We start from the raw sequence: 12,946 nt of genomic DNA, 5'->3' as shown, positions 1-12,946 counted from the left end.
AACGCCCACAAGTCCGGCACCATCAAGGGCCTCACCGCCGACGTCGGCGCCTCCCTCACCTCCGGCGCCCCCATCTGCGAAATCAAGGACTGAGCAGGGCCTTCCCCGGTACGGCATCCAGGTACGGCATCCCGAGGCGCCCGGCGGACTGAACCCCAGTCCGCCGGGCGCCGAACATGACGGCGGGCAGGGTCGTCGAGAGGGCAGCCGACAGGGCGAGCAGGACGCTCCCGACCCTGGCTCCGGGATGTCTTCCGGCCCCGGGACGCGGGGCTCCCTGTGCCAGTGCAGCGGTCCGGCCCGGGGGAGGCCATCCGTCAGTTCTGACGGGGCGCGACATGACGCGGTGCGTCCACCGGGGGAGGTCAGTCCACGAGAAGCCCGGGGTCGCGTCCCCGGCGGCGCGGCAGGGCCGCGGTGTGACCGCGTCCGGTTTGCGGTGCAGGGAGGCGATGTGGCCGCGCCCGGTCGCGAGCGAGAGCCCCATCCGGCGGACGGCCTCGGCGGACGTACGGCCTCGGGCAGCCTCGGCAGACGTACGACCGCAGGTGGCTCGGCAGGCATACGACCGCGGACGGCCTCGGCGGACGTACGGTCGTGCGGTCGCTGGGGAGCTGGCGGAGCGTGCGGTGTTCCTGGTCCGTCACGCCGGGCAGGCGGGCGACAGCGCGGGCGTGGGAGAGGTCGCGGAGCAGGAGCCTCCCGGGTCAGCCCCAGCACCCGCCGCGCGTCCGCGCCGCTGATCCCCGTCCGCCCTCCCCCGACGCCCCTGCGGAGACGGCACGGCGCCACTTTCGCGCGGGGCAGTCCCCCGACGGAGGGAACGGGGAGGCCGCCGGCGCACCGCCGGACACGCGGAGCGCAGCCGTCCCGTCAGCGCCGGCGGAGGTCCGCGACCCGGGTCCGTTCCGTACCGGGAGCCTGCTCACCGTGGACCGTGGCGGTGCGCAACCCCGGCCCTCCGCCGGGGACCTGGCCGCGGCGCGGGCTCGGCAGAGGCACGTCCCGGCGCTGTTGCCGGCGCGCCGGGACCTGATCACCCCCCGGGCTCTCCGACGCCCCGGCCACGGCGATCTGCACCCCCTGGTCGGCGAGGGCCTGCAGCTCGGTGGCGGCACGATCGTCGTGCACGGGCGGCTCGTCCGTCACCAGACGGGTGATCAGGTCGGTCGGCACGGTCTGGAACATGGTGTCGGTGCCGAGCTTGGTGTGGTCGGCGAGGACGACGACCTCGGCTGCGGCCTGCACCAGCGCCCGGTCCACGGACGCCGACAGCATGTTGGACGTGGACAGGCCGCGCTCCGCGGTCAGCCCGCTCCCGGACAGGAAGGCCCGGGAGACCCGCAGCCCTTGCAGGGACTGCTCGGCCCCGCTGCCGACGAGGGCGTAGTTGGAGCCGCGCAGGGTACCGCCGGTCATCACGACCTCCACCCGGTTGGCGTGGGCCAGCGCCTGGGCCACCAGCAGGGAGTTGGTGACGACGGTCAGCCCGGGAACCCGCGCGAGCCGGCGGGCCAGCTCCTGCGTGGTGGTCCCCGCCCCGACCACGATGGCCTCGCCCTCTTCGACGAAGCTCGCGGCGAGATCGGCGATGGCCGTCTTCTCGGCGGTCGCGAGATGGGATTTCTGCGGAAAACCGGACTCTCGCGTAAACCCGCCCGGCAATACCGCACCGCCATGCCGGCGGTCGAGGAGTCCTTCTGCCTCCAGTGCGCGCACGTCCCGCCGTACGGTCACTTCGGAGGTCTGGACGACGCGGGCGAGCTCACGGAGCGACACGGCCCCGTTCGCTCGCACCATTTCGAGGATCAATTGGCGACGTTCTGCAGCGAACACGAAACTGACAGTAACCCCAACGACCGTCTGGTTTCAGCAGTTTGCGCCGAATAACAGAAGATGTTCGCACAGTAGGTCGCGAAGTGGTATAGAGCCAATTCCCCCCGCCTATGCCGCACGCATGCTCGACAACTCCCTGTGACCAGCGGGGAATCGCTTTCGGCCGCCGCGCCGGTCCGCGGACGGCCTCAGCCCCCGTCCTCCGTCTTACGCGTGTGCAGCTGTCGCGCCACCTCGGCGATCGACCCCGAAAGAGAGGGGTAAACGGTGAAAGCGTTCGCGATCTGTTCGACCGTCAGATTGTTGTCGACCGCGATCGAGATGGGGTGGATCAGTTCCGAGGCCTTCGGGGCCACGACGACACCGCCCACCACGATCCCGGTGCCCGGCCGGCAGAAGATCTTGACGAAGCCGTCCCGGATGCCCTGCATCTTGGCGCGCGGATTGCGCAGCAGCGGCAGCTTCACCACCCGGGCGTCGATCTTGCCGCCGTCGACGTCGGACTGGCTGTAGCCGACGGTGGCGATCTCTGGGTCGGTGAAGACGTTGGAGGAGACGGTCTTCAGGTTCAGCGGAGCGACCGCGTCGCCCAGGAAGTGGTACATCGCGATACGTCCCTGCATGGCCGCCACCGAGGCGAGCGCGAAGACGCCGGTCACGTCACCGGCGGCGTACACACCGGGAGCGGTGGTCCGCGACACCTTGTCGGTCCAGATGTGCCCCGACTCCCGCAGCCTGACCCCGGCCTCCTCCAGCCCCATCCCGGCGCTGTTCGGGATGGCGCCGACGGCCATCAGACAGTGCGAGCCGGTGATGACCCGCCCGTCGGCCAGCGTCACCTCGACCCGGTCCCCGACCCGCTTGGCGGACTGGGCCCGGGAACGCGCCATGACGTTCATGCCGCGCCGCCGGAAGACCTCCTCCAGCACGGCGGCCGCGTCCGGGTCCTCACCCGGCAGCACCCGGTCCCGCGACGACACCAGCGTGACCTTCGACCCGAGCGCCTGGTAGGCGCCGGCGAACTCGGCCCCGGTGACACCGGACCCGACCACGATCAGCTCGTCCGGGAGCTCGGTCAGGTCGTACACCTGCGTCCAGTTCAGGATCCGCTCGCCGTCGGGCTGCGCGTCGGGCAGCTCACGGGGGTGCCCGCCGGTGGCGACGAGCACCGCGTCCGCGGTGAGGGTCTCCTCGGTGCCGTCGGCGGCCCGCACCACGACCTTGCGCGACCCGTCGAGCGCCTGCATGCCCTCCAGCCGCCCGCGCCCGCGCAGCACCCGGGCGCCGGCCCGCGTCACGGACGCCGTGATGTCGTGCGACTGCGCCAGCGCCAGCCGCTTCACCCGGCGGTTCACCTTGCCGAGGTCGACCCCCACCACCCGGGCGGCCTGCTCCATCGGCGGGGTGTCGTCGGCGACGATGATCCCCAGTTCCTCGTACGACGAGTCGAAGGTGGTCATCACCTCGGCCGTGGCGATCAGGGTCTTCGACGGCACGCAGTCGGTCAGGACCGACGCACCGCCCAGACCGTCGCAGTCGACGACGGTCACCTCCGCGCCGAGTTGGGCGGCCACCAGGGCCGCCTCGTATCCGCCGGGTCCGCCACCGATGATCACGATCCGAGTCACGTACTCCATTGTCCCGCACGCCTCACCGTGTCACCGCCCCGGGGCCCCACCCGGGCCGCCACGGGTACGTACGGGACCACGGAGGCACCGGGCCCGGCTGCCGTACCCTCGACGCATGTCGCTCTACGCCGCGTACGCCGGCAACCTCGACGCGCGGCTGATGAGCCGCCGCGCCCCGCACTCGCCGCTGCGTTCGACGGGCTGGCTGAGCGGCTGGCGGCTGACCTTCGGCGGCGAGCACATGGGCTGGGAGGGCGCCCTGGCGACGGTCGTGGAGGACCCCGGCGCCCAGGTCTTCGTCGCGCTGTACGACCTCGCGCCCCCGGACGAGGACGCGATGGACCGCTGGGAGGGCGTGGGCCTGGACATCTACCGCCGCACCCGCGTGCACATCCAGACCCTGGAGGGCCAGGAGACGGCCTGGACCTACGTGCTCAACGGGTACGAGGGCGGCCTCCCCTCGGCCCGCTACCTGGGCGAGGTCGCCGACGCGGCCGAGTCCGCGGGCGCGCCGCACGACTACGTCATGGAACTCCGCAAGCGCCCCTGCTGAGGTCCTCCTCCGCCGCCTTGGTCGGAAACGACAAGACAACGATCCCCATCCGGTCAGCTCTGCCATCTACGCGCGTAGGCACTGAGCGGCTACCCTCGTCCGCGTGAACGCATCTCTTCTTCCGGACGACATCCAGGGCGATCCCCACGCCGCCGCCGACGCCGCCGCCGCGCGCCTGCGCGAACTCACCGGCGCCGAGACCCACGACGTCGCGCTCGTGATGGGCTCCGGCTGGGCACCCGCCGTGGACGCCCTGGGCGCTCCCGACGCCGAGCTCCAGGTCACCGACCTGCCCGGTTTCCCGCCGCCGGCGGTGGAGGGCCACGGAGGCAAGATCCGCTCGTACACCATCGGCGACAAGCGCGCCCTGGTCTTCCTGGGCCGCACGCACTATTACGAGGGCCGGGGCGTGGCCGCCGTGGCCCACGGAGTACGCACCGCCGTGGCCGCCGGCTGCAAGACGATCATCCTCACCAACGGCTGCGGCGGCCTGCGCGAGGGCATGCGCCCCGGCCAGCCGGTCCTGATCAGCGACCACATCAACCTGACGGCGACCAGCCCCATCGTCGGGGCCAACTTCGTCGACCTCACCGACCTCTACTCGCCGCGCCTGCGCGCCCTGTGCAAGGAGGTCGACCCGACGATGGAGGAGGGCGTCTACGCCCAGTTCCCCGGCCCGCACTACGAGACGCCGGCCGAGGTCCGCATGGCCCGCGTCATCGGCGCGGATCTCGTGGGCATGTCGACGGTCCTGGAGGCCATCGCCGCACGCGAGGCGGGCGCCGAGGTCCTCGGCATCTCCCTGGTGACGAACCTGGCCGCGGGCATGACGGGCGAGCCCCTCAACCACGAGGAGGTCCTCCAGGCGGGCCGCGACAGCGCCACCCGCATGGGCTCCCTGCTGGCCCAGGTCCTGAACCGCCTGTAACCCCCGCGCCCGCCCCTTCCTGACCCGGTGGGACAAGGGCTGACCGCCACGACCTGACTGCGCCGACGCCGACGCCCGTCACCACCCGCCGACGGGAGAAGACGCCCCGCCGCCTTCCGAGCCGCTGGCAGGAATCGGCCGGCCACCGCCCGACCTGACGGACGCGGGGCTGTCACCCATCCGAGACGGCGGGCGGAAGGCCCCCTGCCACCACCCGCCACCACCCGACGCGGCGGGCAGGAAGTGCCCGTCATCTCGACTCCTGTCCCTCCCCGAAGGGACGGGCGGAAGGCCACCCGCCACCGTCCCGCCCGCCGGGCGAGGAGCGACCGCCACCACCCCAGGCGATGGACAGGAGTCGACCCGTCACCACCCGACCCGATCGGCGGAAGGCCACCCGCCACCTCCCGGCCCGCCGGGCGAGGCGGCGGGCGGAAGGGACCCGTCGCCCTCCGTCCGGTCGGCTGCGGGTCGGCTCTCGGCCTCGCTTCCCGGCCGACCGAGTCGGGTGGTGGGTGGGCGAAGGCCTGATGGGGTCTGGGGCTCGGCCCCAGCGGGGTCCGGGGCAGAGCCCCGCGAGGGGTGCGGGGCGCGCAGTCCCCGTCGGGGCCCGGGGGCAGCACCCCCCGGGGACGGGCAGGGTAGGGGCGGCGGGGGCGACGAACCGGCCCCGCACCCACGCCGCACGCCGCACGCCGCACGCCGACAACAACGAACCACAACGAGAGGTTGACCGAACGTGCACGACGATCTCATCGCACGGGCCAACGCATGGCTGGCCGAGGACCCCGACCCGGAAACCCGTGCCGAACTCGCCGGGCTCATCGACTCCGGGGACGTCACCGAGCTCACCGCACGCTTCAGCGGCACCCTCCAGTTCGGCACCGCCGGCCTCCGCGGCGAACTCGGCGCCGGCCCCCTGCGCATGAACCGCTCGGTCGTCATCCGAGCCGCCGCCGGCCTCGCCGCGTACCTCAACGCCAAGGGCCGGCACGACGGCCTCGTCGTCATCGGCTACGACGCCCGCCACAAGTCCGCCGACTTCGCCAGGGACACCGCCGCCGTCATGACCGGCGCCGGCCTCCGCGCGGCCCTGCTCCCGCGCCCCCTCCCCACCCCGGTCCTCGCCTTCGCCATAAGGCACCTCGGCGCGGTCGCCGGCGTGGAGGTCACCGCCAGCCACAACCCGCCCCGGGACAACGGCTACAAGGTGTACCTCGGCGACGGCTCCCAGATCGTGCCCCCGGCGGACGCCGAGATCGCGGCCGAGATCGACGCCGTCACGACCCTCGCCGGCGTCCCCCGCCCCACCACCGGCTGGGACGTCCTCGACGACTCCGTCCTCGACGCGTACCTGGCCCGCACGGACGCCGTACTCGCCGAGGGCTCCCCGCGTACGGCCCGGACCGTCTACACGGCGATGCACGGCGTCGGCAAGGACACCCTCCTCGCCGCCTTCGCCCGCGCCGGCTTCCCGGAGCCCGTCCTCGTCGCCGCGCAGGCCGAGCCCGACCCGGACTTCCCCACCGTCGCCTTCCCCAACCCGGAGGAGCCCGGCGCGATGGATCTCGCCTTCGCGACGGCCCGCGAGACGGACCCGGACCTGATCATCGCCAACGACCCGGACGCGGACCGCTGCGCGGTGGCGGTCAGGAATCCCCGGGGCGGCGGGGAAGGCGCAGAGGGCGGAGACGGCGGGGACTGGCGCATGCTCCGGGGCGACGAGGTCGGCGCCCTGCTCGCCACCCACCTGGTGAACCGCGGAGCCCAGGGCACCTTCGCCGAGTCCATCGTCTCCTCCTCCCTCCTCGGCCGTATCGCCGAGAAGGCGGGCCTCCCCCACGAGGAGACCCTCACCGGCTTCAAGTGGATCGCCCGCGTGGAGGGCCTGCGCTACGGCTACGAGGAGGCCCTCGGCTACTGCGTGGACCCCGACGGCGTACGCGACAAGGACGGCATCACGGCCGCCCTCCTGATCACCGAACTCGCCTCGGTCCTCAAGGCGGAGAACCGCACCCTGCTCGACCTGCTGGACGACCTCGCGGTCGAGCACGGCCTGCACGCCACCGACCAGCTCTCGGTCCGCGTCGAGGACCTCTCCGTGATCACCGACGCGATGCGGCGCCTGCGCGAGCACCCCCCGACCCGGCTCGCGGGCCTGCCCGTCACCCGCGCCGACGACCTCACCCGGGGCACCGACCGGCTCCCGCCCACCGACGGCCTGCGCTACACCCTCGACGGCGCCCGGGTCATCGTCCGCCCCAGCGGCACGGAGCCGAAGCTGAAGTGCTACCTGGAGGTGGTCGTCCCGGTCGCGACGCACGCCGGTCTTCCCGCGGCCCACGCGAAGGCGGCGGACCTGCTGACGACGATCAAGCGGGACCTGTCGACAGCGGCGGGCATCTGACCCGTACGGACCCGCGCGCGGACCCGATCACGACCCGCGCGCGGACCCGTCACTTCCCGCACCCGCACCCGCACCCGCACGACACGCCCGGCCCGGCCCCCGGCCACCCCGGGGGCCCGGAGCCGCCGCCGGGACCGCTCAGCGACCGCTCAGCCCACCACCAGCAGGATCCCCAGCAGCACCGCCCCGGCCACCGCCGGCGCCACGATCTCGTAGGCCCACCGCACCACGACCTCGCCCTGCGCCGACGGCGCCGCCCCCCGAGCCTCCAGCACCTCCCGCAGGTGGTCCATGACCTGGTCGCTCTCCGCCCGCACGGGCCCGTCCGGCAGCGCCCCGCGTCCGCCGGACAGTCCACCGAACCCTCCGCGCCCACCACCGGGCCCGCCACCGCCCCGGGACCCCGACAGCCCGCCGCCCGGGACGCCGCCCTGCGCCTTCCTCCGGGCCTCTCGCCGGGTGGCCTTGTTGCGCGCCCGCAGCGAGACCGGCAGGGCCCACAGCTGGAACTTCCCGCCGGCCCGGGTGACGGCCTCGTTCGAGTAGCCGGAGCGCAGGGCCGCGATCTGCCCCCAGGGCAGGACGATGTCGCGGAACGGGTTGCGGACCCGCAGCCGGTCCTCGCCCACGTACACCGCGGGCCGCAGCGTGAAGGCGGTCACCAGCGGGACCACGAGCAGCAGGACCGCCAGGGCCCGCCAGGGCGTCCTGCCCTCCCCGGCGACGATCGCGTCGATGCCGAGCCAGCCGGCGATGCCGAGCAGCAGCACGCCACCGGCGATGCCCGCGGCGGACCGGTGCGCCTGGTCCTTGGGCTCGGGGACCGACGGCTGCGGCGCGGGTGACTGGGGGTCCGGGGTCGTCATGGCCCCGATTCTGCCCGACGTCCGCCCGGCGCTCCCACCTGGTGCCGCCCCACCTGGCGGGCACGGGACGAGCACCGGATACGTACGCCGGGCTGTACAGCCGCTACGCGCGTAGATATGCTCGTCTGGTGACCATGCCCACTGCTGCTCCTCACTCCCCCAGCGCTGGACGCGCGAGCGGCGCCCCCATCGCCGACGTCACCGCGTCCGACAGCACGCTGCGCCGCTTCCTGCACGGGCTGCCCGGCGTCGACACGGTCGGCCTGGAAGCGCGCGCCGCCTCGCTCGGCACCCGTTCCATCAAGACGACCGCGAAGGCGTACGCGATCGACCTCGCCATCTCGATGGTCGATCTGACGACGCTGGAAGGCGCGGACACCCCGGGCAAGGTCCGGGCGCTCGGCGCGAAGGCGGTCCGCCCCGACCCGACGGACCGGACGGCCCCCGCGACCGCGGCCGTCTGCGTCTACCCCGACATGGTGGCCACCGCCAAGCAGGCCGTCGCCGGCTCCGCGGTGAAGGTCGCCTCGGTGGCCACCGCCTTCCCGGCCGGCCGGGCCGCGCTCGACGTGAAGCTGGCGGACGTCCGCGAGGCCGTCGCGGCCGGCGCCGACGAGATCGACATGGTCATCGACCGCGGGGCATTCCTCGCGGGCCACTACCTGAAGGTGTACGACGAGATCGCCGCCGTGAAGGAGACCTGCGGGGCGGACGCCCGCCTGAAGGTCATCTTCGAGACGGGCGAGCTGTCGACGTACGACAACATCCGCCGCGCGAGCTGGCTCGCCATGCTGGCCGGGGCGGACTTCATCAAGACGTCGACCGGCAAGGTGGCGGTGAACGCCACGCCCGCGAACACCCTGCTCATGCTGGAGGCCGTCCGCGACTTCCGCGCGCAGACCGGGGTTCAGGTCGGCGTGAAGCCGGCCGGCGGCATCCGTACGACGAAGGACGCGATCAAGTTCCTCGTCCTGGTCAACGAGACCGTGGGCGAGGACTGGCTGGACAACCACTGGTTCCGCTTCGGCGCCTCCTCGCTCCTGAACGACCTGCTGATGCAGCGCCAGAAGCTGGCCACCGGCCGCTACTCCGGCCCCGACTACGTGACGGTGGACTGATCACCATGACCACGGACCACATGAACAAGCGGTCATCCGCATTCGAGTACGCCCCGGCGCCGGAGTCCCGCTCGGTCGTCGACATCGCGCCCTCCTACGGCCTGTTCATCGACGGCGAGTTCACCGAGGCGGCCGACGGCAGGGTCTTCAAGACGGTCTCCCCCTCGACCGAGGAGGTCCTCTCCGAGGTCGCCCAGGCCGGCGCCGAGGACGTCGAACGCGCGGTCGCGGCGGCCCGCAGGGCCTTCGGGACGTGGTCGGCGCTGCCCGGCTCGGAGCGCGCGAAGTACCTGTTCCGCATCGCCCGGATCATCCAGGAGCGCAGCCGCGAGCTGGCCGTCCTGGAGACCCTCGACAACGGCAAGCCCATCCGGGAGACGCGCGACGCCGACCTTCCCCTGGTCGCCGCGCACTTCTTCTACTACGCGGGCTGGGCCGACAAGCTCGACCACGCGGGCTTCGGCGCGAACCCGCGGCCGCTGGGCGTGGCGGGCCAGGTCATCCCCTGGAACTTCCCCCTGCTGATGCTGGCGTGGAAGATCGCCCCGGCGCTGGCCACGGGCAACACGGTCGTCCTGAAGCCCGCCGAGACGACCCCCCTGTCCGCCCTGTTCTTCGCGGACATCTGCCGCCAGGCCGACCTGCCCAAGGGCGTCGTCAACATCCTTCCCGGCTACGGCGACACGGGCGCCGCGCTCGTCGCCCACCCGGACGTGAACAAGGTCGCCTTCACCGGCTCCACGGCCGTCGGCAAGGAGATCGCGCGCACGGTCGCGGGCTCCCGCAAGAAGCTCACCCTGGAGCTGGGCGGCAAGGGCGCCAACATCGTCTTCGACGACGCCCCGATCGACCAGGCCGTCGAGGGCATCGTGACCGGCATCTTCTTCAACCAGGGCCAGGTCTGCTGCGCGGGCAGCCGTCTGCTGGTCCAGGAGTCGATCCACGACGAGCTGCTGGACTCCCTGAAGCGCAGGCTGTCCACCCTCCGCCTGGGCGATCCGCTGGACAAGAACACGGACATCGGCGCGATCAACTCCGCCGAGCAGCTGTCCCGCATCACCACGCTGGTGGAGCAGGGCGAGGCGGAGGGCGCCGAACGCTGGTCCCCGGCGTGCGACCTGCCGTCCTCCGGCTACTGGTTCGCCCCGACGCTCTTCACGAACGTCACCCAGGCGCACACCGTCGCCCGCGACGAGATCTTCGGCCCGGTGCTGTCGGTCCTCACCTTCCGCACTCCGGACGAGGCGGTCGCGAAGGCCAACAACTCCCCGTACGGCCTCTCGGCGGGGATCTGGACGGAGAAGGGCTCCCGGATCCTGGCCGTCGCGAACAAGCTCCGCGCGGGCGTCGTCTGGTCCAACACGTTCAACAAGTTCGACCCCGCCTCGCCGTTCGGCGGGTACAAGGAGTCGGGCTTCGGCCGCGAGGGCGGCCGTCACGGCCTGGAGGCGTACCTCGATGTCCGATAAGTCCGAACCGCAGCGTCTCAGTGTCTTCAAGACCTACAAGCTGTACGTGGGCGGGAAGTTCCCGCGTTCCGAGAGCGGCCGGGTGTACGAGGTGACAGACCCCAAGGGCAACTGGCTGGCCAACGCGCCCCTGTCCTCCCGCAAGGACGCCCGTGACGCCGTGGTGGCGGCCCGCAAGGCGTTCGGCGGCTGGTCCGGCGCGACCGCCTACAACCGCGGCCAGATCCTCTACCGCGTCGCGGAGATGCTGGAGGGCCGCCGGGCGCAGTTCGTCCGCGAGGTCGCCGACGCCGAGGGCCTGTCGAAGTCCAGGGCCGCCGAGCAGGTGGACGCGGCGATCGACCGCTGGGTCTGGTACGCCGGGTGGACCGACAAGATCGCCCAGGTGGTCGGCGGCGGCAACCCGGTCGCGGGTCCGTTCTTCAACCTGTCCTCCCCCGAGCCGACGGGCGTCGTGACCGTGCTGGCCCCCCAGGAGTCGTCGCTCCTCGGCCTGGTCTCGGTCCTCGCCCCGGTGATCGCCACCGGCAACACGGCGGTCGTGGTCGCGAGCGAGCGGTTCCCGCTGCCGGCCCTGTCGCTGGGCGAGGTGCTGGCCACCTCCGACGTCCCCGGCGGGGTCGTCAACATCCTGACCGGCCGTACGGCGGAGATCGCGGCGCCCCTGGCCGCCCACCAGGACGTCAACGCGATCGACCTGACCGGCGCGGACGACGCGCTGGCGAAGGAACTGGAGATCGCGGCGGCCGACAACCTCAAGCGCGTCCTTCGTCCACAGCCTGTGGACTGGGCCCGGACGCCGGGCATCGACCGCATGACGGCGTTCCTGGAGACGAAGACGGTCTGGCACCCGACGGGTTCGCTGGGCGCGTCGGGCTCGTCGTACTGAGCCTGCCCCTCATACCGGAGAGCCGCGCCTCCCCTCCGTCCGGGGAAGACGCGGCTCTTCGCCGTTTCGCCGCGGTCAGCCGCCCAGCAGCCCCGCCGCCTCACCGATCACCGGCATGCTGCCGATCGACTGCGCCTGCGCGACCGGCTGGGTCAGCGCCGTCGAGGTGAGCGGCTTGAAGCCGGCCAGCTGGGTGCCGACGCCGTTGTCGAGCGGGTCGACGCCGGTGCCGGCCAGCGGGTTGGGCTTGAGGCCGGCGACCGGGCCGGTGACGTAGCCGACCATGCCGGTGAGGGCCTGGAGGCCCGCCTGCGGGTCGATGTTGCCGAACGAGGTGGGGCTGGTGCGCACCCCCGGGACGACCGGCTCGGCGTCCGCGGAGGCCGTCGCCGTACCCGCCCCCAGGGCCACACCGACGGTCGCGAGGGCGACCAGGGCGCGCTGGGCGGTCGGGTTGTGGGGGGACGCGTGTCGGGCCATCGTTTCTGCCACCTTCTCCAGCACAGGGTAATCAGGTCGACACGAAGGGTAGTTGAGATGTGACGCGTGCATCAAAGCCGACCCGCGGGGTCGGCAGGGCGTACGGGATGCGTCAAACTGGTGTCCCGTGAGCATCCTTCCCCCGCCATCCGCCCGTGTCGTGCTGCTCTGCGGCCCCTCCGGCTCCGGCAAGTCCCTCGTCGCCGCCCGCTCCGGGCTTCCCGTGCTGCGCCTCGACGACTTCTACAAGGAGGGCGACGACCCGACGCTGCCGCTGGTGGCCGGGAGCTCCGACATCGACTGGGACCACCCGCACTCGTGGGACGCGGACACCGCCGTCGCCGCGATCCTGGACCTGTGCCGCACGGGCCGTACGCGGGTGCCCGTCTACGACCTCTCGCTGAGCGCCCGTACCGGCGCGGAGTCGGTCGACGTGGGCCGGACCCCGCTGTTCATCGCGGAGGGGATCTTCGCCGCCGAGATCATCACGCGCTGCCGGGAGCTCGGCGTGCTGGCCGACGCGCTGTGCCTGAGCCGCGGCCCGGTCCGCACGTTCCGCCGCCGTTTCCTGCGGGATCTCAGGGAGGGCCGCAAGTCGGTGCCCTTCCTGCTGCGCCGCGGCTGGCGGCTGATGCGCCTGGAGCGCTCGATCGTCGCCCGCCAGAGCGCGCTGGGCGCCCACCGCTGCGACCGGGACGAGGCTTTGGGCCGGCTCGCCGCGGCAGCCGTGGGCCGCCGCCCGGCGGCGGCACCGACGGCCTGAACGAACGGG

At 72.9% G+C, this 12,946-nt stretch carries 11 protein-coding genes; 7 read left to right on the top strand and 4 right to left on the bottom strand.

Annotated elements, in window-relative coordinates; genetic code table 11:
* Nucleotides 1–873: 873 nt before the first annotated feature.
* Nucleotides 874–1,836: a DeoR/GlpR family DNA-binding transcription regulator gene (locus ACWD0J_RS05985; protein ID WP_451494525.1), complete on the bottom strand. Its 963-nt coding sequence runs from the start codon at nt 1,834–1,836 to the stop codon at nt 874–876.
* A gap of 188 nt (nt 1,837–2,024) precedes the next feature.
* Nucleotides 2,025–3,473: an NAD(P)H-quinone dehydrogenase gene (locus tag ACWD0J_RS05980; RefSeq protein ID WP_451494524.1), complete on the bottom strand. Its 1,449-nt coding sequence runs from the start codon at nt 3,471–3,473 to the stop codon at nt 2,025–2,027.
* Between the two features lie 106 nt (nt 3,474–3,579).
* On the opposite strand from ACWD0J_RS05980, the gene ACWD0J_RS05975 reads away from it, so the two are divergent.
* The 3 genes from ACWD0J_RS05975 (at nt 3,580) to ACWD0J_RS05965 (ending at nt 7,352) form a co-directional block, all read left to right on the top strand.
* A complete protein-coding gene (locus ACWD0J_RS05975; protein ID WP_451494523.1) occupies nt 3,580–4,017 on the top strand; it encodes a gamma-glutamylcyclotransferase in 438 nt (145 codons plus the stop codon).
* A 103-nt stretch (nt 4,018–4,120) separates the two neighbouring features.
* The gene (locus ACWD0J_RS05970; RefSeq protein WP_451494522.1) at nt 4,121–4,945 is read left to right on the top strand and encodes a purine-nucleoside phosphorylase; all 825 of its coding nucleotides are present in this window, start codon (nt 4,121–4,123) and stop codon (nt 4,943–4,945) included.
* A gap of 739 nt (nt 4,946–5,684) precedes the next feature.
* Entirely contained in the window at nt 5,685–7,352 is a 1,668-nt protein-coding gene (locus ACWD0J_RS05965; RefSeq protein ID WP_451494521.1) for a phospho-sugar mutase, read from the top strand.
* A 149-nt stretch (nt 7,353–7,501) separates the two neighbouring features.
* On the opposite strand, the gene ACWD0J_RS05960 is transcribed toward ACWD0J_RS05965, so the two are convergent.
* A complete protein-coding gene (locus ACWD0J_RS05960; RefSeq protein ID WP_451494520.1) occupies nt 7,502–8,218 on the bottom strand; it encodes a PH domain-containing protein in 717 nt (238 codons plus the stop codon).
* Between the two features lie 134 nt (nt 8,219–8,352).
* Between ACWD0J_RS05960 and deoC the strand changes: the two genes are divergently transcribed.
* From deoC to ACWD0J_RS05945, 3 genes are read left to right on the top strand one after another with little or no spacing between them, the layout of a single operon-like run.
* Nucleotides 8,353–9,336: a deoxyribose-phosphate aldolase gene (gene deoC / locus ACWD0J_RS05955; protein WP_451494534.1), complete on the top strand. Its 984-nt coding sequence runs from the start codon at nt 8,353–8,355 to the stop codon at nt 9,334–9,336.
* Nucleotides 9,337–9,356: 20 nt separating this feature from the next.
* Complete coding sequence (locus tag ACWD0J_RS05950) at nt 9,357–10,805, top strand: aldehyde dehydrogenase family protein (RefSeq protein ID WP_451494533.1); 1,449 nt, start codon at nt 9,357–9,359, stop codon at nt 10,803–10,805.
* On the top strand, nt 10,795–11,694 hold the full coding sequence (locus tag ACWD0J_RS05945; protein ID WP_451494519.1) for an aldehyde dehydrogenase family protein: 900 nt from the start codon (nt 10,795–10,797) through the stop codon (nt 11,692–11,694). The genes ACWD0J_RS05950 and ACWD0J_RS05945 overlap by 11 nt, the downstream gene beginning before the upstream one ends.
* A gap of 75 nt (nt 11,695–11,769) precedes the next feature.
* On the opposite strand, the gene ACWD0J_RS05940 is transcribed toward ACWD0J_RS05945, so the two are convergent.
* Complete coding sequence (locus ACWD0J_RS05940) at nt 11,770–12,174, bottom strand: hypothetical protein (RefSeq protein ID WP_451494518.1); 405 nt, start codon at nt 12,172–12,174, stop codon at nt 11,770–11,772.
* A 127-nt stretch (nt 12,175–12,301) separates the two neighbouring features.
* On the opposite strand from ACWD0J_RS05940, the gene ACWD0J_RS05935 reads away from it, so the two are divergent.
* A complete protein-coding gene (locus ACWD0J_RS05935) occupies nt 12,302–12,937 on the top strand; it encodes a uridine kinase family protein (RefSeq protein ID WP_451494517.1) in 636 nt (211 codons plus the stop codon).
* Nucleotides 12,938–12,946 lie beyond the last annotated feature (9 nt).

The sequence above is a fragment of the Streptomyces sp. NPDC003011 genome (genome assembly GCF_053591515.1).
The sequence above is the reverse complement of the archived record's forward strand: the minus strand, read 5'-3'. Positions and strand labels throughout refer to the sequence as shown.